The organism is Streptomyces sp. NPDC002785 (genome assembly GCF_040295565.1).
GTDB lineage: Bacteria > Actinomycetota > Actinomycetes > Streptomycetales > Streptomycetaceae > Streptomyces.
Window position 1 is genome coordinate 1 of sequence record NZ_JBEOVN010000043.1, and the last position, 19,180, is coordinate 19,180.

22 protein-coding genes and 1 pseudogene are annotated in these 19,180 nt (G+C 69.5%); 8 read left to right on the forward strand and 15 right to left on the reverse strand.

What is annotated here, in order from left to right:
- Nucleotides 1–99: 99 nt before the first annotated feature.
- The 7 genes from ABTZ94_RS13465 to ABTZ94_RS13495 all read right to left on the reverse strand — a co-directional run bounded on the left by ABTZ94_RS13465 (nucleotide 100) and on the right by ABTZ94_RS13495 (nucleotide 5,380).
- On the reverse strand, nucleotides 100–387 hold the full coding sequence (locus ABTZ94_RS13465) for a DUF1416 domain-containing protein (RefSeq protein WP_351200601.1): 288 nt from the start codon (nucleotides 385–387) through the stop codon (nucleotides 100–102).
- 51 nt (nucleotides 388–438) lie between these two features.
- Entirely contained in the window at nucleotides 439–1,284 is an 846-nt protein-coding gene (locus ABTZ94_RS13470) for a sulfurtransferase (protein WP_351200603.1), read from the reverse strand.
- Between the two features lie 168 nt (nucleotides 1,285–1,452).
- Nucleotides 1,453–1,560 (reverse strand): putative leader peptide, encoded by a 108-nt coding sequence (locus ABTZ94_RS13475; protein WP_350983699.1) that lies wholly within the window; start codon nucleotides 1,558–1,560, stop codon nucleotides 1,453–1,455.
- 358 nt (nucleotides 1,561–1,918) lie between these two features.
- Nucleotides 1,919–2,608, reverse strand: coding sequence for an LmeA family phospholipid-binding protein (locus ABTZ94_RS13480; protein WP_351200605.1), 690 nt, complete (start codon nucleotides 2,606–2,608; stop codon nucleotides 1,919–1,921).
- 132 nt (nucleotides 2,609–2,740) lie between these two features.
- On the reverse strand, nucleotides 2,741–4,165 hold the full coding sequence (locus tag ABTZ94_RS13485) for a hypothetical protein (RefSeq protein WP_351200607.1): 1,425 nt from the start codon (nucleotides 4,163–4,165) through the stop codon (nucleotides 2,741–2,743).
- Nucleotides 4,166–4,175: 10 nt separating this feature from the next.
- Nucleotides 4,176–4,430 (reverse strand): MoaD/ThiS family protein, encoded by a 255-nt coding sequence (locus tag ABTZ94_RS13490; protein WP_351200609.1) that lies wholly within the window; start codon nucleotides 4,428–4,430, stop codon nucleotides 4,176–4,178.
- 41 nt (nucleotides 4,431–4,471) lie between these two features.
- Entirely contained in the window at nucleotides 4,472–5,380 is a 909-nt protein-coding gene (locus ABTZ94_RS13495; protein ID WP_351200611.1) for an alpha/beta hydrolase family protein, read from the reverse strand.
- Between the two features lie 312 nt (nucleotides 5,381–5,692).
- Between ABTZ94_RS13495 and ABTZ94_RS13500 the strand changes: the two genes are divergently transcribed.
- The 6 genes from ABTZ94_RS13500 to ABTZ94_RS13525 all read left to right on the forward strand — a co-directional run bounded on the left by ABTZ94_RS13500 (nucleotide 5,693) and on the right by ABTZ94_RS13525 (nucleotide 11,263).
- Entirely contained in the window at nucleotides 5,693–6,496 is an 804-nt protein-coding gene (locus ABTZ94_RS13500; RefSeq protein WP_351200613.1) for a winged helix-turn-helix transcriptional regulator, read from the forward strand.
- A 78-nt stretch (nucleotides 6,497–6,574) separates the two neighbouring features.
- Complete coding sequence (locus tag ABTZ94_RS13505) at nucleotides 6,575–7,615, forward strand: LacI family DNA-binding transcriptional regulator (protein WP_351200615.1); 1,041 nt, start codon at nucleotides 6,575–6,577, stop codon at nucleotides 7,613–7,615.
- A 162-nt stretch (nucleotides 7,616–7,777) separates the two neighbouring features.
- Nucleotides 7,778–8,881, forward strand: a complete 1,104-nt coding sequence (locus tag ABTZ94_RS13510; RefSeq protein ID WP_351200617.1) for a S1C family serine protease — start codon at nucleotides 7,778–7,780, stop codon at nucleotides 8,879–8,881.
- 10 nt (nucleotides 8,882–8,891) lie between these two features.
- Nucleotides 8,892–9,068: a hypothetical protein gene (locus ABTZ94_RS13515; RefSeq protein ID WP_351200619.1), complete on the forward strand. Its 177-nt coding sequence runs from the start codon at nucleotides 8,892–8,894 to the stop codon at nucleotides 9,066–9,068.
- A gap of 42 nt (nucleotides 9,069–9,110) precedes the next feature.
- The gene (locus ABTZ94_RS13520) at nucleotides 9,111–9,839 is read left to right on the forward strand and encodes a response regulator transcription factor (RefSeq protein ID WP_351200621.1); all 729 of its coding nucleotides are present in this window, start codon (nucleotides 9,111–9,113) and stop codon (nucleotides 9,837–9,839) included.
- Nucleotides 9,836–11,263 carry a sensor histidine kinase gene (locus ABTZ94_RS13525; protein WP_351200623.1) on the forward strand — a complete coding sequence of 476 codons (1,428 nt, stop codon included), beginning with the start codon at nucleotides 9,836–9,838 and terminating at the stop codon, nucleotides 11,261–11,263. The genes ABTZ94_RS13520 and ABTZ94_RS13525 overlap by 4 nt, the downstream gene beginning before the upstream one ends.
- 139 nt (nucleotides 11,264–11,402) lie before the next feature.
- Here ABTZ94_RS13525 and ABTZ94_RS13530 read toward each other — a convergent pair whose 3' ends face one another.
- The 5 genes from ABTZ94_RS13530 to ABTZ94_RS13550 form a co-directional block, all read right to left on the reverse strand.
- Nucleotides 11,403–12,149 (reverse strand): ATP-binding cassette domain-containing protein, encoded by a 747-nt coding sequence (locus ABTZ94_RS13530; RefSeq protein WP_351200625.1) that lies wholly within the window; start codon nucleotides 12,147–12,149, stop codon nucleotides 11,403–11,405.
- Nucleotides 12,146–12,730 carry a hypothetical protein gene (locus tag ABTZ94_RS13535; RefSeq protein ID WP_351200627.1) on the reverse strand — a complete coding sequence of 195 codons (585 nt, stop codon included), beginning with the start codon at nucleotides 12,728–12,730 and terminating at the stop codon, nucleotides 12,146–12,148. The genes ABTZ94_RS13530 and ABTZ94_RS13535 overlap by 4 nt, the downstream gene beginning before the upstream one ends.
- A complete protein-coding gene (locus ABTZ94_RS13540) occupies nucleotides 12,718–14,028 on the reverse strand; it encodes a DUF7224 domain-containing protein (RefSeq protein ID WP_351200629.1) in 1,311 nt (436 codons plus the stop codon). Before ABTZ94_RS13540 ends, ABTZ94_RS13535 begins: the two co-directional genes overlap by 13 nt.
- 54 nt (nucleotides 14,029–14,082) lie before the next feature.
- Nucleotides 14,083–14,520, reverse strand: coding sequence for a hypothetical protein (locus ABTZ94_RS13545; RefSeq protein ID WP_351200631.1), 438 nt, complete (start codon nucleotides 14,518–14,520; stop codon nucleotides 14,083–14,085).
- A gap of 303 nt (nucleotides 14,521–14,823) precedes the next feature.
- Nucleotides 14,824–15,015, reverse strand: a complete 192-nt coding sequence (locus ABTZ94_RS13550; protein ID WP_351200685.1) for a hypothetical protein — start codon at nucleotides 15,013–15,015, stop codon at nucleotides 14,824–14,826.
- Between ABTZ94_RS13550 and ABTZ94_RS13555 the strand changes: the two are divergent.
- Nucleotides 14,968–15,204, forward strand: a pseudogene (locus ABTZ94_RS13555) (histidine kinase dimerization/phospho-acceptor domain-containing protein); the annotation flags it as partial. The gene ABTZ94_RS13550 and the pseudogene ABTZ94_RS13555 sit on opposite strands and share 48 nt — an antisense overlap.
- A gap of 226 nt (nucleotides 15,205–15,430) precedes the next feature.
- Here the strand turns inward: ABTZ94_RS13555 and ABTZ94_RS13560 are convergent.
- Nucleotides 15,431–15,925: a dimethylsulfonioproprionate lyase family protein gene (locus tag ABTZ94_RS13560; protein WP_351200633.1), complete on the reverse strand. Its 495-nt coding sequence runs from the start codon at nucleotides 15,923–15,925 to the stop codon at nucleotides 15,431–15,433.
- An 81-nt stretch (nucleotides 15,926–16,006) separates the two neighbouring features.
- Between ABTZ94_RS13560 and ABTZ94_RS13565 the strand changes: the two genes are divergently transcribed.
- Nucleotides 16,007–16,858, forward strand: a complete 852-nt coding sequence (locus ABTZ94_RS13565) for a LysR family transcriptional regulator (protein WP_351200635.1) — start codon at nucleotides 16,007–16,009, stop codon at nucleotides 16,856–16,858.
- Between the two features lie 404 nt (nucleotides 16,859–17,262).
- Here the strand turns inward: ABTZ94_RS13565 and ABTZ94_RS13575 are convergent, their stop codons facing one another.
- Both ABTZ94_RS13575 and ABTZ94_RS13580 read right to left on the reverse strand, forming a co-directional pair.
- A complete protein-coding gene (locus ABTZ94_RS13575) occupies nucleotides 17,263–18,156 on the reverse strand; it encodes a phosphatidylinositol-specific phospholipase C (RefSeq protein WP_351200637.1) in 894 nt (297 codons plus the stop codon).
- Between the two features lie 295 nt (nucleotides 18,157–18,451).
- Nucleotides 18,452–18,847 carry a hypothetical protein gene (locus ABTZ94_RS13580; RefSeq protein ID WP_351200639.1) on the reverse strand — a complete coding sequence of 132 codons (396 nt, stop codon included), beginning with the start codon at nucleotides 18,845–18,847 and terminating at the stop codon, nucleotides 18,452–18,454.
- Between the last annotated feature and the right edge of the window lie 333 nt (nucleotides 18,848–19,180).

A 19,180-nucleotide genomic window follows, 5' to 3' on the forward strand; every position in this document is an offset into this window, starting at 1 on the left:
GCATCACCCGAGTACATCCAGTACGCGGGTGATGCTCCGCCTTGCGATGCACCGCACCGGACGCCGCGAGCTTTCCGGCAAACCTTTCCGGTCACAGCACTAGACGGCGATCGCGACCTCGAAGAGGCCACCGGTCTGCGCCACGACCGTGCGGTCGGCGCTGCCGCCCGGGACGAGGGCGCGCAGCGTCCACGTGCCCTCGGCCGCGTAGAAGCGGAACTGTCCGGTCGCCGAGGTCGGGACCTCCGCGGTGAACTCGCCGGTCGAGTCCAGCAGGCGCACGTAACCGGTGACGGGCTCGCCGTCGCGGGTCACGCTGCCCTGGATGGTGGTCTCACCGGGCTTGATGGTCGAAGCGTCGGGGCCGCCGGCCTTTGCTCCACACATGGTGTTCTGTCCTTACGGGTCGGGGGTCGTGCTGGTCCGGGTCGTGCGGAGTTACTTGTTGGCGCCGAGCTCGATCGGCACGCCCACGAGGGAGCCGTACTCGGTCCACGAACCGTCGTAGTTCTTGACGTTCTCCTGGCCGAGCAGCTCATGCAGCACGAACCAGGTGAGCGCGGAGCGCTCGCCGATACGGCAGTACGCGATGGTGTCCTTCGCGAGGTCGACCTGCTCGTCCTCGTAGAGGGCCTTGAGCTCGTCGTCCGACTTGAAGGTGCCGTCGTCGTTGGCGTTCTTCGACCACGGGATGTTGCGGGCGGTCGGCACGTGGCCGGGGCGCTGGGACTGCTCCTGCGGGAGGTGCGCCGGGGCGAGCAGCTTGCCGCTGAACTCGTCGGGCGAACGCACGTCGACCAGATTCTGGATGCCGATCGCCTTCACGACCTCGTCGCGGTAGGCGCGGATCGACTCGTCCTGCGGCTGGGCCTTGTACTCGGTGGCCGGGCGGGACGGGATCTGGTCGCCGTCGACCAGGTCGCGGGAGTCGAGCTCCCACTTCTTGCGGCCGCCGTCGAGCAGGCGGACGTCCTGGTGACCGTAGACCTTGAAGTACCAGAACGCGTAGGACGCGAACCAGTTGTTGTTACCGCCGTACAGAACGACAGTGGTGTCGTTGCCGATGCCCTTCTCGGACAGCAGCTTCTCGAAGCCGGCCTGGTCAATGAAGTCACGGCGGACCGGGTCCTGAAGGTCCTTGGTCCAGTCGATCCGGATCGCGTTCTTGATGTGGTTCTTCTCGTATGCCGACGTGTCCTCGTCGACCTCGACGAGAGCGATCTTCGGGTCGTCGATGCGGGCCTCGACCCAGTCGGCGTCTACCAGGACGTCACTGCGGCTCATTCTGTTCTCCTCCGGGGCAGTTTGCGGCGAGATGGTGCGAGACGGTGCGGACGGTGCGTGCTGCGGATGCACGACGGCGCAGGGTGCGGCACACGTGCACAGGCGATCGGGACGGGCCCTGACGTCGGTCGAAGGGCCGGGAGGATGCGGGGCGCCGAAGGCTCCCGCTCAGACAGTGCGACAGAGCATGGCGGCGACGCGGCACAGGTCCACTGCCCGCCGCTTCGTGAGATCCGCCCGTCCCCGCTGTGGGAGACCGCCAATAGAGCACTGCATGGGACCGATCGTAGGGAGGTGCGGGCGCGCGTGTCACCGCCGTGTCGCATTACGAGACGCGATCGTCCGCGATGTGAGACGCGAGCAGCGTTACGGTGCCTCGCGCGTCACTCCCTCGACGTCGGTCCCTGCCAGCCATCTACAGATCGGACGCGACCGTCTCAGTATGTGGCGCGCAGGGCCGTTGAAGCCTCTGCCTGGTCGGTCTTGGACCGACCGGCAAATGGGGGGGTGGGGAGAAGGCAGCGGGGCTGGGTGCGTGCAACTGGACTGGGGTATGGCGGAGCCATGGTGATGGACAACGCGGCAGATGTGCGTGGCCGGCCCCGCGACGCCGCCCCCCATGTGCTGGCCGGTCTTATCCGGCGAGCTGTACGTCCGCGCCCGTCACCGAGATCTCCAGGCCGTCGGCGGTCGGCTGGACCTTCTGCAGCTTCAGACCGCTGGGCAGGCCGCCGACCTCCCGCTCGAAGTCGGTCTTCTTGCGCACCAGATCCTCCAGCCCGGGGATGCCCTCGCCGGGCACCTTGTCCGCGCGCACCTTGACCGTGTGGCCGTCGACCAGGGTGACGGTGGAGAGCACACTGCGCGAGAGCGGGCGGCCGAGCATGTCGACCGTGCCGGTCACCTTCACCTTGCCGTTGCCGCCGTACTCGCCGGCGACGCCGTCGCCGGCGGCCTCGGTCAAGTCCTCGTACGAGATGACGGCGGTGCCGGTGGCCCGGGCGGCGGTGGCGCTGGAGTAGCCGTCGGTGAACTTCACCTCGTGCAGCGCCGCGTTCATCCGGCTGATCCGGACCCTGCGGCCGCCTGTGTCGGTCTCGATGCCGGTGATCTTGACGTCGACCTCGTCAAGCTGCTCTCCGGCGAGCTGCGTCAGGAACGGAAATCCCCTGATGGAGACGTCCGTCGAGCCGATCGTGGCGCCGGTGACCTGGACCCGCCCCTCGACCTCCGACTCGGCGAAGTACACCGCCGCCCGGTCGACGGCGACGAAGATCCCGCCCAGAACCACCACTGTGACCAGCAGTATTCGCAGTGCACGCATGCCCGCTCTTCCCCCACCCTGCATCCGGCCGGACCCCCGGCGCCCATGCGTCCACTATGGATGCACGGCGCGCCCGAGGTGATCGACGAGCGGACACCCCCCTTCGGTTCCCGGGGGCGATACCGGTCCGCGCTACGAGATCGCGCGGCCGATCAGATAGACGGCGGGGGCCGCGGCAGTGAGCGGCAGCGCCACACCGGCCGTCATGTGGACGAACCGCGACGGGTAGTCGTAGCTCGCCACCCGCAGCCCGATCAGTGCGCAACCGCCCGCAGCGAGGCCGAGCAGCGCACCCTTCGTACCGAAGTCGGTGAACGCCCCGGCCACCGCACCGGCGCCCGCGGCGGCGAGGAGCGCCACCACGACCGATACGGGTCCGGGCAGCGGCAGCACGCGGACGAGGACGGCGACCGCGACGGCCACCGCGCCCACCGTCACCGCGTCCGGGACCGCCGCGAGATGTCCGGCGGCCAGGACGGCGAGGGCGGCCGACGCCACCGTGGCCATCAGCCCTTGCATCCGCTCGTCGGCGCTCGCGTGGCTGCGCAACTGGAGGACCACGGTGAGCAGCACCCAGATGCCGAGGGTGCCGAGGATGGCGGCCGGTCCGTTCTCGCGGCCCGCGACGAGCAGCGCGATGTCGGCGACGAAGCCACCGGCGAACGCGAGCGCGATGCCCTGCCGGGCCGGCCACATGCCGTTGAGCCGGAACCAGCCGGCCGCGGTCACGGCCTGGAGCAGCACCAGGGGTACGACCAGGGCGTACGGCCCGATCGCGGCGCCGAGGGCGAGCAGCAGTCCGAGTCCCGCGGTGATCCCGGCGGGCTGCATACCCGGCGCGATGATCGGCGAGCGGCCCTCGGCGCGGGCGCGCTGGGCGTCGGTGATCCGGCTGTTGCCCAGGGTGGTGGGCGCGCTGTATCCGGCGGCGTCATTCCCGGACGAAGCGGCGACCGGGGCCGAGTCGGCCGGTGCGGCTGCCCGGGCCGGCTCGGCGGCGGCGGGCGCGACCGGGGCCTCGGGAGGCAGCGGGTAGGAGCCGGAGGCACCCTGCGGCCGGCGATAACCGGGCTCGGCGGCGGCCGGAGCGGGCTGCTGCGCGGGCTGGATTGCCGGCTGGTACTGGGTGTCCCAGGTCTGGCCCTCCCAGGTCTGCGCGACACCGGGATCCTGTGGGTCGTGCGCGGCGGGCTCCTGCGTGTGCCCGGTCGGCCACACGGACCCGGGGTTCGCCCGGGGTGCCTGGTTCGGGTCGTACGGGCCGTGTGCCTGGTACGGGGCTGCGTACTGGGCCTGCTGACCGTACGACTGCGCGCCGTAGGACTCGCCCCCGTACGACTGCTGACCGTAGGACTGGTCGCCGTACGACCGGTCCCCGGACGACTGCGCGCCATAGGGCTGCCCGCCGTACACCTGTTCCCCGTACGGCTGCGAGGGCTGCTGCTGTCCGTAAGGCTGCGCGGGCTGCGGCTCCTGGCCGTTCAGCGGGTCGTACCCCGGCCCGTACCCGTAGCCCGGGTCCTGTCCGTACGGATGCTGCTGATCGTTGCTGCTCATGTTCTGCGGCTCACCCTCCTGCGAACGGCGGGAGCACCTCGACCGTGCCGCCCTCGGCAAGGCGTACGGTCTCATGACTGCGGGTCCCCACGGGGACACCGTCGATGAGGAACGAGCACCTTCGCAGCACTCGGGTGAGCTCACCGGGGTGCCGCTCTCGCACCGCGTCGAGCGCCTCGGCGAGGGTCGCGGCTGTGTACGGCTCCTCCGCGACCTCGGCGGCGGCCTTGGCGGCGGCCCAGTAGCGGATCGTTCCCGCAGGCATGGCGGCGCTCCCTTCGTCTCGCATCAGCTGTCCATCATGAATCACCGCGCCACCGCCCAGTCGCCGATGCGGGTGAGCAAGCTCTCGTCAGCGGCGTTCTCGGCATGGCCCATGCCGCGCTCCAGCCACAGCTCGGCGCCGTCGCCCGCCGCGTCCGCCAGCATCCGGGGGTGGTCCAGCGGGAAGTACGGGTCCTGGTCGCCGTGCACGATCAGCAGGGGGGCCGGGGCGATCAGGCCGGCCGCCTCGACCGGCGAGAGCGGCACCGGATTCCAGTCGCCGCGGTCGATCCGGGTGCGGAACCCGTAGCGGCCGACCAGCCGGCCGACAGGCCGGGTGACCACCCAGTGCAGCCGGCGCATCGGGGCCGTGCCCCGGTAGTACCAGCGGGCCGGGGCGCTCACGGCCACCACCGCATCCGCGTGCGCCTCCGTGCGCGCCTCGATGCACCCCTCACGCTCCGCAACGCCACCGGCTTCCGCGCCGGCCGTCGATCGTCCCGCGTACAGGGCCCCGTGCCGCAGCACCACGGAACCGCCCATCGAAAACCCGACGGTCACGATCCGCCGGTGCCCGAGAGCGCGCGCCCACTCCACCGCAGCCGCCAGATCCAGCACCTCGCGGTCGCCCACCGTCGACCGCCCGCCGGACCCGCCGTGCCCCCGGAAGGAGAACGTGATCACGGCCGCACGCCGGCCGAGAACCCCGGCGGCACGCCGCACCGCGGGCCGGTCCACCGAACCGGTGAAACCGTGCGCGACCACGATCGCAGTACCGTCGAAGGATGTTTCCGCAGCATTCCCGGCATCGGCCGCACACGGCTCGTACACCGCCTCGATATGGACCCCGTCATCGGTCCGCAATGTGGTGCGCACAGGACCCGGCGTGATCACCGGCGTGATCAAGGGAACAGAGGAACTCCGAAATCGTCCCTCGGACACTGAACTCATGTGGGCTATTCTGCTGGGAAGGATCCGGGCAAAGCAGCCCCCGGGTCCTTTCGTGCTTTCCAAGCGTTGTTACGACGAAGTTTCCACAAGCTCAGCGGCCCCGGGGCGCGGGACCGCACCCGTGAAACCCGTATGGCAGACGTCGTACGGCAAGCAGTGCGAAAGCCAACAGGAAACGTACGAAGAAGTGCCGCATACTCCCCCGGGCCCGAGCCCGGGAGTGCCCCTCTCGCAGGGAACGAGGAGGACCGACGTAATGGGCGAGCGAACTGTGCACGATCACCGACCGACGACCCGGGCAGGTGGGCGGCGATGAGTTCACTGCTGCTCCTGACGAATGCGCTTCAACCGTCGACGGAGGTGCTTCCGGCCCTCGGTCTCCTGCTGCACGGCGTGCGGGTGGCACCGGCCGAAGGCCCCGCTCTCGTCGACACCCCCGGTGCCGACGTCATCCTGATCGACGGCCGCCGCGATCTGCCGCAGGTGCGGTCGCTGTGCCGGCTGCTGCGGTCCACCGGACCGGGCTGTCCACTGATCCTCGTCGTGACGGAGGGCGGTCTCGCGGCCGTCACCGCCGACTGGGGCATCGACGACGTGCTGCTGGACACGGCGGGACCGGCCGAGGTCGAGGCCCGGCTGCGGCTGGCCACCGGCCGGCAGCAGATCAGCTCCGAAGACTCCCCGATGGAGATCCGCAACGGTGATCTGTCGGTCGACGAGGCGACGTACAGCGCGAAACTGAAGGGCCGGGCCCTGGACCTGACCTTCAAGGAATTCGAACTGCTCAAATATCTGGCGCAGCACCCGGGCCGGGTCTTCACCCGCGCCCAGCTGCTCCAGGAGGTCTGGGGCTACGACTACTTCGGCGGTACGCGGACGGTCGACGTCCATGTGCGGCGGCTGCGCGCCAAATTCGGCCCCGAACACGAGTCGCTGATCGGTACGGTCCGCAACGTCGGCTACCGCTTCGTCGCATCGGAGAAGCTGGAGCGAGCCGCCGAGAAAACCAAGGCGCGGGCCGCGGCGAAGGCGGCCGCCGAATCCGTACCCCGTCCGGAGCAGCCGACGGGGGCCGAGGCCGCGGAAGAAGCCCCGGTCCGGCCTGCCAACCGGTAGCGGGGTGCGTTCCAGACCCCGCGAGCCTGGCCTGATCCATCTGTCACCCGCCTGGTCCATCCGCGTAGACTGCCGCGCGTGGCCAAGGTGACGCGGGACGATGTGGCGAGACTGGCGGGTACGTCGACCGCGGTCGTCAGTTATGTCATCAACAACGGACCCAGGCCGGTCGCCCCGGCCACGCGCGAGCGGGTACTCGCCGCGATCAAGGAGCTGGGCTACCGCCCGGACCGGGTCGCCCAGGCGATGGCCTCGCGGCGGACCGACCTCATAGGGATGATCGTGCCGGACGCCCGGCAGCCGTTCTTCGCGGAGATGGCGCACGCGGTCGAACAGGCTGCCGCCGAACGCGGAAAAATGGTGCTCGTCGGCAACTCCGACTACCGCGACGAGCGCGAGGTCCACTATCTGCGGGCCTTCCTCGGCATGCGGGTCTCCGGGCTGATCCTGGTCAGCCAGGGCCCCAGCGAGCGGGCGGCGGCCGAGATCGAGGCATGGGACGCGCGGGTCGTGCTGCTGCACGAGCGGCCCGAGGCGATCGACGACGTCGCGGTCGTCACGGACGACATCGGCGGCGCCCAGCTGGCCACCCGGCACCTGCTGGAGCACGGCAACGAGTACGTGGCGTGCCTCGGCGGCGTGGAGTCGACCCCGGCGGTCGGTGACCCGGTCGCCGACCACGTCGAGGGCTGGCGCCGTGCGATGCACGAGTCGGGGCGCTCGACGGAGGGCCTGCTCTTCCAGGCCCCGTACAACCGCTACGACGCCTATCAGGTGGCGCTGAAGCTGCTCGCGGGGCCGGACAGGCCGCCGGCGATCTTCTGCTCGACGGACGACCAGGCCATCGGTGTGCTGCGCGCCGCGCGCGAGCTGCGGATCGATGTGCCCGGGGATCTCGCGGTGGCGGGCTTCGACGACGTGAAGGAAGCAGGTCTGACCGATCCGCCGCTGACGACGGTCTTCTCGGACCGCCCGGCGATGGCACGGGCGGCCGTGGACCTCGTGCTCGACGACTCGTTGCGGGTGTCGGGATCGCGGCGGGAGCGGCTGAAGCAGTTCCCGTCGGCGCTGGTGGTACGGCGGTCGTGCGGCTGCGGGGAGCCCACGGCCGGGGCGTGACAGGCCCTGTCGGGCCGTACTCCCGTTACTCCCTCATGCCGTATCCCCGTACTCCCTCGTAGCCCTATCTCCGTACTCCCTTATATCGGGCATACGAGGTTCTGTCGGGCTTCTCAGCACGTGCTCAGGCTTCTCTCATCTTCGCCGGACACGCTCTTGGACATGACAGAGAGCCAGCGCCCGAGCGGCGAGTACCCGATGTACCCCTCGTACGGCAACGGTGACGCGTCCTACCCGCCGCCGCCGTCCCACCAGCCCGCGCAGCCGATCGCGACGGGCCCCGGAACCACCGTGTGGCCCGGCCAGGGCGGCGGCGGGAACGGCGGTTACGGCTCCGGCCTCCCGCAGCCCGCACCCGAGCCGGCCGCGCCCCGGCGCCGGGCCCGGCGGCCGGTGGCCCTCCTGGCGGCCGTGGCGATCGCGGCGGCGGTCGTCGGCGGCGGCACCGCCACCGTCATCGGTCAGCTCACCGGCAACGATGCGAACAGCACGGGCAGCGGCGTCGTCCCCGGCACCACCGTCGCGCAGAGCAGCAAGGGCACCGTCGCCGGTGTCGCCCAGGCCGTCTCGCCGATGATCGTCGAGATCAACGCGACCTCGAACGCGGGCGAGTCCACCGGCTCCGGCGTGGTCATCACGTCCGACGGCGAGGTCGTCACCAACAACCACGTCATCTCCGGCGCCTCGTCGATCAAGGTGACGCTCAGCACGGGCAAGACGTACAACGCGAAGGTCGTCGGCACCGACTCCGGCAAGGACCTCGCGCTCATCAAGCTCCAGGGTGCGAGCGGGCTGAAGACGGCCACGCTGGGCGACTCCTCGGCGCTCGCGGTCGGCGACCAGGTCGTCGCGATCGGCTCGCCGGAGGGCCTCACCGGCACCGTCACCAGCGGCATCGTCTCCGCCCTCGACCGTGATGTCACGGTCGCCAAGGAGGACGGCAGCGGCCAGGGGCAGGGCGGACGGGGCGGCGGCGAGCAGTGGCCGTTCGAGTTCGGCGGCCGGCAGTTCAACGGCGACACCGGCAACTCCACCACCACGTACAAGGCCATTCAGACCGACGCCTCGCTCAACCCCGGTAACTCCGGTGGGGCGCTCATCAACATGAACGGCGAGATCATCGGCATCAACTCCGCGATGTACTCGGCGAGTTCGTCCGGCGGATCCAGCAGCGCCGGGGCGGGCAGCGTAGGTCTCGGCTTCGCGATCCCGGTGAACACACTCAAGGCCGACCTCGACACCCTGCGGGCCGGCAACAGCTCCTGAGGAGACAGCCATGCACCACCCCACGCACACCCCCACCGGCCCGGCCGACCTGGCCCTGCCGCTCGCCCTCGTAACGGAACTGGCCACGCACGGGAGCACCGGGACGCTCCGCGCCCCGGAGGTCCATGCCGCCGCAGGCCGCAAGCGCCGGGCCGCGCGACGACGTGCCGCGGCCGTGCGAGTCTGAGAGCAGCCCGGTACGCACGGAACGAGAAGAGGACAACGAACGATGAGCCCCGCCGAAGACGATCCGCAACGCATCCTGATCGTCGACGACGAGCCCGCCGTGCGTGAGGCCCTGCAGCGCAGTCTCGCGTTCGAGGGCTACGGCACCGAGGTCGCCGTCGACGGTCTCGACGCCCTCGCCAGGGCCGAGTCGTACGCCCCCGACCTCATCGTCCTCGACATCCAGATGCCGCGGATGGACGGACTGACGGCGGCCCGCCGGCTCCGCTCCGCGGGCACCACCACACCCATCCTGATGCTCACCGCCCGCGACACCGTCGGCGACCGTGTCACCGGTCTCGACGCGGGCGCCGACGACTACCTGGTCAAACCGTTCGAGCTGGACGAGCTCTTCGCCCGCATCCGGGCCCTGCTGCGCCGCAGCTCGTATGCCGCCGCGGCAGGCGGCGTCCCCGACGACAATGTGCTGGCCTTCGCCGATCTGCGGATGAACCTGGCCACCCGCGAAGTCACCCGGGGCACGCGCCGGGTGGAGCTGACCCGTACCGAATTCACCCTGCTGGAGATGTTCCTGGCGCACCCGCGGCAGGTGCTGACCCGCGAGCAGATCCTCAAGGCGGTGTGGGGCTTCGACTTCGAGCCGAGCTCCAACTCCCTGGACGTGTACGTGATGTATCTGCGCCGCAAGACGGAGGCGGGCGGCGAACCGCGGCTCGTGCACACGGTGCGGGGGGTCGGTTACGCACTCCGCACCGGGGGCGGTGACGGATGACCGGGACCCTGCGCCGGCTCCGCGCCCTGCCGCTGCGCTCCCGGCTCGCGCTGCTGGTGGCGACAGCGGTGGCGGTCGCGGTGGCGGCGGTCGCGGCGGCCTGCTGGTTCGTGACGCGGGCGCAGCTGGAGCATCAGCTGGACACCTCGCTGCGCAACGTCAAGGTCGACGACGACTATGTGCAGGCCCTGGTCGCCGCCTGCACGCGCCCCGGCCAGGCCGCCGCACCGCAGATCGGCGGGACATACGCCGTGCAGCTCGTCACCGTGTCCGGGAGCACCTGCACCGCTGCCGAGGCGTCACCGATCGGGGTGACCGCCTCCGACATCGCCGTGGCCGCCGGCGTGCGCGACAACACCCTGCACACGGCCAGGGCCAAGAACGGCACGAAGATGCGCGTCTACAGCTACACGTACGAGACCCGCAACCCGGTGCCGGGCCTGTTGCCGAACAGCTTCGCGGTCTCCGTCGCCCGCCCGCTGAGCGAGATCACCGAACCGCTCGCCACCCTCGCCTGGGTCCTCCTGGTCGTCTCCGGCATCGGCGTCGTCGGTGCGGGCGCGGCCGGTCTCTGGGTCGCCCGTACCGGCCTGCGCCCCGTCGACGAGCTCACCGAGGCGGTCGAGCACGTCGCCCGTACCGAGGACCTCACCGTCCGCATCCCGGTCGAGGGCGAGGACGAGATCGCCCGGCTGTCCAGCTCCTTCAACTCGCTGACCGCTTCCCTCGCCAGCTCCCGCGACCGCCAGGCCCAGCTGATCGCGGACGCCGGCCACGAGCTGCGGACGCCGCTGACGTCCCTGCGCACCAACATCGAACTCCTCGCCCGCAGCGACGACACCGGCCGGGCCATCCCGCCAAACGACCGCAAGGCGCTGATGAAGTCGGTCAAGGCGCAGATGACCGAGCTGGCCTCGCTCATCGGCGACCTCCAGGAACTGTCCCGCCCCGACGCGGCGGACCCCGGCCCCCTCCAGGTCGTGGGCCTGCACGACATCGCGGACACGGCCCTGGAACGCGCCCGCCTGCGCGGCCCCGAGCTGACGATCAGGGCGGACCTGGCCCCCTGGTACGTACGGGCGGAACCGGCCGCGCTGGAGCGGGCGGTGGTCAACGTCCTGGACAACGCGGTCAAGTTCAGCCCGCCCCGCGGCACGATCGAGGTCGCGCTGCGGGACGGCGAACTGACGGTACGGGACCACGGCCCCGGCATCCCCGCCGAGGAACTCCCCCACGTCTTCGAACGCTTCTGGCGCTCCCCGTCCGCCCGCCAGCTCCCCGGCTCCGGCCTGGGCCTTTCGATCGTCGCCCGCACGGTCCAGCAGTCGGGCGGCGAAGTGGCCCTGCGCCCGGCGGCGGAGGGAGACGGCACCGAGGCGTCGATCAGGCTGCCGGGTGCACCGCAGCCGCCGCCGGAGCTGTGAGCGGGGGACTCGCCGCGACGATGAGGCTCACGATCTGCGGCTGGTTCAGTGGTGTGTGGTGAAGGCGCCCACTCCGATGCCCGAGCCGCCGCGCGTTCCACCAGCTCGTTTCCGATCACGATGTGACAGAAGTTGACTCTCAGCTGTTTTGGTCATGGGTGCGGCCGAGTAGGGCGGTGTACGCGCCTTCGGCAGCGCGGCCAAAGGCGGTATCGGGCGGGGTCTGGGCGAGAAACTCCTCTGTGGTGCCGGCATGAAGGATCCGGCCTGCATGGAGGACGGTGACGTGGTCGACTTCCTCCGCGAGATCCTGGATGTCGTGCGTGGACATCAAAATCCGCACCTTGCCGGTCAGGGTGGCCAGCACGTTGCGGAACACCCTGCGTTGCTGTGGGTCCAGACCTGCGGTCGGCTCGTCCAGCAACAGAACCCGGGCGTCGTGGACAAGCACGGCTGCGACGCCCAGACGCCGCAACTGTCCACCGGAGAGCCGGTGGGTCTTCGTGTCGGCGTGCTCGGTGAGGTCGACGTCGCCGAGCGCCGCAGCAGCTCTCGCATGCGCGGTGGCGGTTGTCATGCCTTTGAGCCAGCCGGCATAGGCAACGTACTCCCGTGCGGTGAGCTGCGGCATCGGTTGCACGTGTTGCGGCAGCCACCCGACCGCGCGCCGGTACGCGGTTGCGGTGGAGGGGGTTTCATCGAGCCTGACCGTGCCGTGTGCGGGGCGTACGGTACCTGCGGCGAGTTTGAGCAGGGTGGACTTGCCCGCACCGTTCGGGCCGAGGAGCACGGTCAGTCCGTCCGGGAGGGTGTAGGTGAAGTCGGCGAGAACTGGCCTGCTCCATCGCCGGTATGCATAGGTCACGTTGTCGATGTGGATCGTCATGAGGGCTCCTGGCGGGCACGAAGGAAAACGGTGACACCGGCAGCGAGCACGACGAGAGCGGCGATGGCGGCATGCGCGGCGGTGGCGGGCTCGGGCAGGACGGTCCACGGGTCGGGGTCGGGGTAGGGGCGGTGGGAGAAGAACACGACCAAGGCGATCCACATGATCGGAATCATCACGGCTGCCTGGCGTGCCCACGGCCGGGCCAGGAGCATCAAGCCGGTCAAGAACGCGGCGTTGCGGGCCACGGACACGCCTGCGGCCGACCAGAGGACTCCGGCGAGCCCCAGGCACGCGGAGAGGGCGGCCACGATGAGTATCACGTCCCGTGCGGGAACCAGGCGCACTGCGGCTGTCTCGAAGGGGGCCAGCCTCGATTCCAGGGACAGGGACAGCACCGCCACAACGGGGACCGGGAGGAACACGGTCAGCACGGCCCGGTGGCTGTTGGAGAAGAACGACGGCAGGAAAACGTATTCTCCGCCGATCAATACCGTGAGCCCCATCGACACCACGATCGCGGCCGTCACCATGGTGAAGGCGCGGCGGGTCTTGAGCCACCAGCGCATCAGACTTCGCACGCCTTCCTGGAAGCGTTGGTGAACCAGGCGGCCTGCTCCTTGGCCGGGCGGTTGAGGACGGTTCGGAGCATGCCGTCGACATCCCCTGGCGAGCCTTGCCCGTCGATGGTCCTCCGTAGCCGTTCCCACGACTGTGTGGTGCCCGTGACGTTTGCGGCCCACGCGATGACCACACGGCGCAGAAGCGGATCCGGGCGCGGGCAGTTCATGCCCGTCGCGGCCAGAGTGACGGCGAACGCGGTGTCGTGACGGTCCGTCGCGGCCGTCAGGGGAATGCGCCAGGTCGAGGCCGTCGACGGCGTATGGAAGCGCCCTTCGGGCAAGGTGTCGATGATGGTCTTCGGATGCCTCGGGACACCGGCCTGTTCCAAGTCGGCCAGTACCTTGCGGGTGGCATCGACGGCGTGAGGCAGCGCCCCTGCTGTCTGTTTCGGCATGCAGATGTCAGTCCGACCCGCGTGAGCACACTTCATGGTGAGCGCGTACGTCTTCAGCGGAGGGTTGTAGCCGTAGTCCTTGACCGCCTCGTAGGTACTCGTGATACCCGCGACGGCGACGGCCAGGGCGGCCGCCCACGCGACTGCCCGGTGCTTCACCGGAGACCACCCCACGATCAGGGCGACAGCGATGCTGCCAGTGAACGCGGTGTGCGGCCACAGCGCTCCCCACGCGGGTGCTTCGCCAAACATCAGCTGTTCGGGAAACGCGCCCGACACGTGCCGCACCCAGGGGGGGTCCATGGCCACGGTGAACGCCACTGCCACCCACGTCACCACCGCGAGGACCGGCGCCGCGATGACCTTCGGCACCCGTCGGCCGACCGTGAATCCAATCACCGCATGCTCCACGCACACGATCATTCCAACGACCAGCGGAGAGACGCTGTCCCATGTCGGCCACACGCCTTCCCCCGCAAGTGCGATCACCGGGGGAAGGACCAGCATTGTCCACGCGAGGACGACGACCGGTATCAGTGCCTGGGCCGCGATCCGGTATCGGGAGCGGGCGTGGTTCATGTCCCACACGCCGGCCTCTCGCAGGGTTCCGGACACCCAGGCAGCAAGCGCCGATGTCACGGCGTAGGCGAACGGATAAGCGAAGCGCAGCGGATATGACGCGATCTCAGGCGCGTGCCCCAATCCGTCGGCCGGGGGGTGTCCAGGCCCACCGAGGTAATACAGCAGAGGCAGCGCAAGAGCGAAAGGAGCGGCCCACAGCGCGGCCGAAGTACGGAACAGGGTGGTGAGCTTCACGGTCTTCCCGGTCGGTGCGGTGTACGAGACAGGTGGCCGCCTCAATCACGGGATCGGGGGGCGGCCACCCCGTGCACGGGATCACAGTCCTGTGACCTGTTAGTCCGCCGCCGTGTTGTCGACCATGACGAGTTCGACGTCCAGTCTTCCTACCCCGCCCCAGACTCCCGCCACACTGAAGTAGTAGGTGCCTTTGGGCAGGTCGTGCCAGGCGCCCTTGCTCTGATGCATATAGCCCTTGAAGCACTCGGTGAACGACTTCGTGGCGTAGTTGGTATCTGGCCACATGGACATGGCCCGGTGCATCTGCACGTCAGTCTTGTACGGTGTGCTACCGCCGGAGCTTCTGGCTCCGCTGCAGTTCCTGTAGATGACTTCCGAGTACTTCTCGTCGCCCCATCTTCTGGATTCTGCACCCTTACCGGCGTCGCGCCAGTGGCCGTACCACAGATAGTCCTCGGCCGATGCCGCCGACATGGACAGCAGCGTGGCTGCTGCGGTGGCTGAGGCGACAATTCCTGCACGCCGTATTCGCACGAGTTCCCCCCGGTTGTGCTGTGGCCCCAAAACACGATCGGCCCAGTCCAAACGTGGCGGGAAGAAGTGACTGTAGTCACTCCGTCACCATTTGCCACAAGGGCTAATTCAGGACGCCACAGGGAGCCGACCGTCAAGCGGAAGGGCACCTCTACAAGAGAAAATGCGCGAACACGCCAAAGCATTGGCCTCTTCACACGAACCGGAAGGCACCCGGATCTATTACCGGTTGAACAGGCTGACCGGAAAGGGGCGCAGAGCGAGTGGAACCGAGAGGGCGATTCGCCCACATCGAGCACCCTCTCAGGTAAGACCCAACTCCTGGTCCAGCTCAATCAGTTCGTCGGCCGCGTCCTTGCAGTGCGCGTCGCCCTCACGCAGGTACTGACGCAGGTCGACGAGGCGGATGCGGCGGTGACGCCCCACAAGCGTGTAAGGGATCTCGCCGCCAGCTCCCGCGACCGCCAGGCCCAGCTGATCGCGGACGCCGGCCACGAGCTGCGGACGCCGCTGACGTTCCTGCGCACCAACATCGAACTCCTCGCCCGCAGCGACGACACCGGCCGGGCCATCCCGCCAAACGACCGCAAGGCGCTGATGAAGTCGGTCAAGGCGCAGATGACCGAGTTGGCCTCGCTCATCGGCGACCTCCAGGAACTGTCCCGCCCCGACGCGGCGGACCCCAGCAGTAGAAGAGGGCGAGCAGTCCGGCGACGATCCAGTAGGCGATGTTCATCGTTCCCGTTCATGGGCCACCGGTTCGCCGGGGCCCCGTCGATTGCGTCGATTGCCAGGGAAGCCCCTGGAGAAGGCCCGGTCCGTCGTCCGAGGGGGCCGGACGGGAAAGGCGGCAGCGCCACGGCCGCGCCGGTCGCAAGAAGGGTGGCTGGGCCGTTCCGTCCCATCGGCTTCAGGCGAGGTCGGTGGCGGGCTCGGTTGCGTAGCGGCTCATCGCGTCGGTGTTGGCCTGTGGCGTCAGCGGCCGGCCGCCGGCGAGTACTTCCTGGAGGTCTCGGAAGTACTGCACGTACAGGTCGGGGGTGAATGTGCTGAGCATGACGGCGGGCTGGTCGGTCAGGTTGGCGAAGGTGTGCGGGGTGCCTGGCGGAACCATCACGAGCGTGCCCGTGGTGGCGTCGTGGTCCTCGTCCCCGACGGTGAACCGCACGGTGCCGGAGAGGACGTAGAAGCCCTCGTCGTGCTGGGCGTGGTGGTGCTGCGGCGGTCCCTGGGTGTGCGGGGCGAGGATGGACTCGGTGATCGCGAGGCGGTGCCCAGTGTGGCTGCCGTCCTCCAGGACGCGCATGCGCGTGGTGCCCAGAACGATCGTCTCGCCGTCGCCGGGACCCACCACCGATACGGCGGGGTCGGCCTGCGGCTCGCTGGTCTTCGCTTCTTCGGTCATGCTCACCAGTGCACCGCCGAGGTCCTGCCAGTGTCCAAGACCCATCCCGCAGCGGCGATACCTCGTGGGTATCGTTGCAGCGTGGAGCTACGGACCTTGCGTTACTTCGTGGCGGTCGCCGAAGAACTCCACTTCGGCCGGGCCGCCACCCGACTGCACATGAGTCAGCCGCCGCTGAGCCGGGCGATCAAGCAGTTGGAGGCCGACGTCGGGGCCCTGCTCTTCGCCCGCTCGCCCACCGGCGTCACGCTCACTCCGGTGGGCACGGTGCTGCTCGACGAGGCGCGGGCCCTACTCGACCATGCCGACCGCGTCCGTGTACGCGTGAGCGCGGCGGCCGGCGTCGCGACCCTCACCGTCGGCATCCTGGGCGACGGCACCGACCCGGGAGTATCCAGGCTGGCCGCCGCCTACCGACGACGCCACCCCGGCATCGACATCCGCATCCGCGACACCGATCTGACCGACCCGACGTGCGGGCTGCGCGCCGGACTGGTCGACGTCGCCCTCACCCGGGCGCCGTTCGACGAGACCACCCTGACGGTGCGTGCGCTGCGAACTGATCCGGTCGGCGTGGTCCTGCGCGCCGACGATCCGCTGGCCCGCTGCGACCGGCTGCGGCTGGCTGAGCTGAGCGACCGCCGCTGGTTCCAGTTTCCGCAGGGCACCGACCCCATCTGGCAGTCGTACTGGAACGGCGGCAGGCCGCGCGAGGGCCCCGTGGTGCGCGCAGTCCAGGAATGCCTGCAGGCCGTGCTGTGGAACGGCACGGTCGGCCTGGCCCCGCTCGGACACGACCTGCCCGCGGAGCTGGCCGTGGTACCGCTGACCGACATGACGCCGAGCCGAGTGGTAGCGGTGTGGAACGAAGGTGACACCAACCCGTTGATCCGATCATTCATCGAGATCGCGACAGCCGCGTACCGTCGCTGAGCGCTGGCAACCGATGCTGCCGCAGCTCGTGAACAATTCGAACGCCGCGGCCTCCGGGACTGCCTCCCGAAGTGTTGAACATCTGCTGTCCCTTCTCGGGTTCTGGCACAACTTCTCGCGTACAGAGCCAATCACCCCGTCCCGGCCAGGATGCGACCGGCGGGCTTCACCTGGTGCAGCCACGGGAGCGGGATGTACCGAACCGAGCACGTGGAGATGAGCCGGTCGTACGGACCTCCGTCCGGATCACGCCTCAGCGCCATCCCCCGGCCGACCCACCTCCGCCCGAAGCTTCGCTGCCTGATCGCGCGGGCTCTCGTTCAGGTCATCGGGCGGACCAGAGGAAGATGCCCGCGATGTGCAGTCCGGCTGGGCAGGTGGTCGCGGGGCACCGCTTCGGGCTCTCAGAGCCCCGGGTTGTGCCGGATCAGTGACTCCACGAGGCCGGGCCGGGTGGCGGGGAAGTCCAGTGGGACGATTCCGAGCCCGGTCCAGCCCGCCGCCTCCGATCCGTCCAGGAACGACTGCACCTGCGGGTTGAGCCGGTCCGCGTTCCAGCGCGGCGGCATCAGGGCGGCCGTGCTGACGTAGTTCATGTACAGCTTCCCGGGTTGCTGGGCGGCCTTGCGGAACTGGGCTTCGATCTTCGGGTACTTGGCGAACGGCTCCGCCATGTAGTCGTCCTGGATGTCGAAGAGCGCGGAGTCGGCGTAACGGACCCCGGGCAGCCCGCCGTTGTCGGCGAGCAGTACGACCTTGCCGCGCGCCTCGCCCAGCGACGGGAGCGCCGGGTCGATCCGGAACAGTGGCCGCCATCCCCTGCGGTCGAGGTAGTCGTCGAAGATGCGGCGGAACGTCTCGTCGTTCTCCTCGGAGTACTCCTGCTTGACCCGCATCAGCACCGTCTCGGTGGGGTGCGCTGCCAGGAAGTCCCAGCAGGCACCGAGCACATCGCCGAACATCAGGTTCTGGTACGAGGCACCGTGGTGGATCGCGAACGAGTCGCCGGTGACCCGGCACCGCACGTCGAGGAAGCGCAGCCCGCTGTTCAACTGGTCGGCGATCGTGGTGCTCTGGCACTCGGTCCAGGGGCCGCCGTAGCGGGCGCCGGAGTCGTGCGAACCGGGGATCGTGAGGAGCGGCAGTGCGGTGGTGCCGGGAATGGTGCCCATCCAGTCCTGGGTGGTGAGGGCTTGGCGGGTGACGGCACCGGCGGGGGCCGCGCCGCTGAGAATAGTGGCGGTGGCGGCGAGGGCGCCGACCAGGAAGTTCCGACGCGTACCGGTGTACGGGCTCATGCGGGGGTGCCTCCGTCTGCCGTGGGGGGTCAGCCGTCAGATTATGACGGGTGCACGTCATTACCGGAACAGGGCGGCGCTCTCGGGCCGGGCCGGCTCCGCCACCTCAAGGTCACCCCGACCGAGGCCCGTTCACGCGCGGCGGACTGGCCGCACTCGGCTGTGACGGTTCGTATGTCATCAGCCGTCAACAACCTGACTCAGCCACTTCAGCCGTCCATGCGAGGAGTCCGCCCCGACCTCGCCCAGACTCATTCACCGGAGCGATGCACAGCATCCGGCCTCCGGACAGGCCTCATTCGCCTCTGCGGGCAGAGCCCTCGTGGGACAGGACAGGCAGAAGATGCCTGCCGCCGACGCGAATGACGAGATACGGCCGTACGGTCCACTCGATCCACGTGCCCCGGTGACTGAGCGAGAAGCCGCAGGGTTCGCCGCGGTGCAGGGCACCCATCGCGCCGATGCATCCGCCGCCGTCGACCCAACTCAGCGCGCGGTAACGCTCGATGGGCACGAGGACGGACGCGAGGTCGCGTACGGCCGAGCGGATGCGGCGGACCGCCTCGGCGGGGTCGGCGGCCGTGCTCCGTGATACGTCAGCCACCTCGTCGGCCTCCATGGACCTGTAGGTAACGCGTTCGCACCAGTACGCCGTCGTGACGGGGACGGTGGCTTCTTCCGACTCGCGCATGGCTGGGCTCCTGACGCAGCATCGGGGCCACCCCTTGCCCACCGCCGGCGTGACGAGCGTGGGCAAGGGGCGCCCTTTTCGAACTCCCCAACCGGCGCAGGAGTCAGGGGAGTTGTGCCACTGCGGGCCTGACTCGCTCAGGGAGCCGGCCCGATGGGCGACACACGGCAAGCTAGCCCTTTGTGCGAGCCCGCTTCAAGCGTTTGACGTCTAACGAGTGAGGCGAACTCGTCGACATGTATCGCCATGACGAACCAATCAAGCCATCCACACACACGACGGGCGGCCCCCATCTGCGCCGATGGGGACCGCCCGAAGCGAGAGCGCTACGAA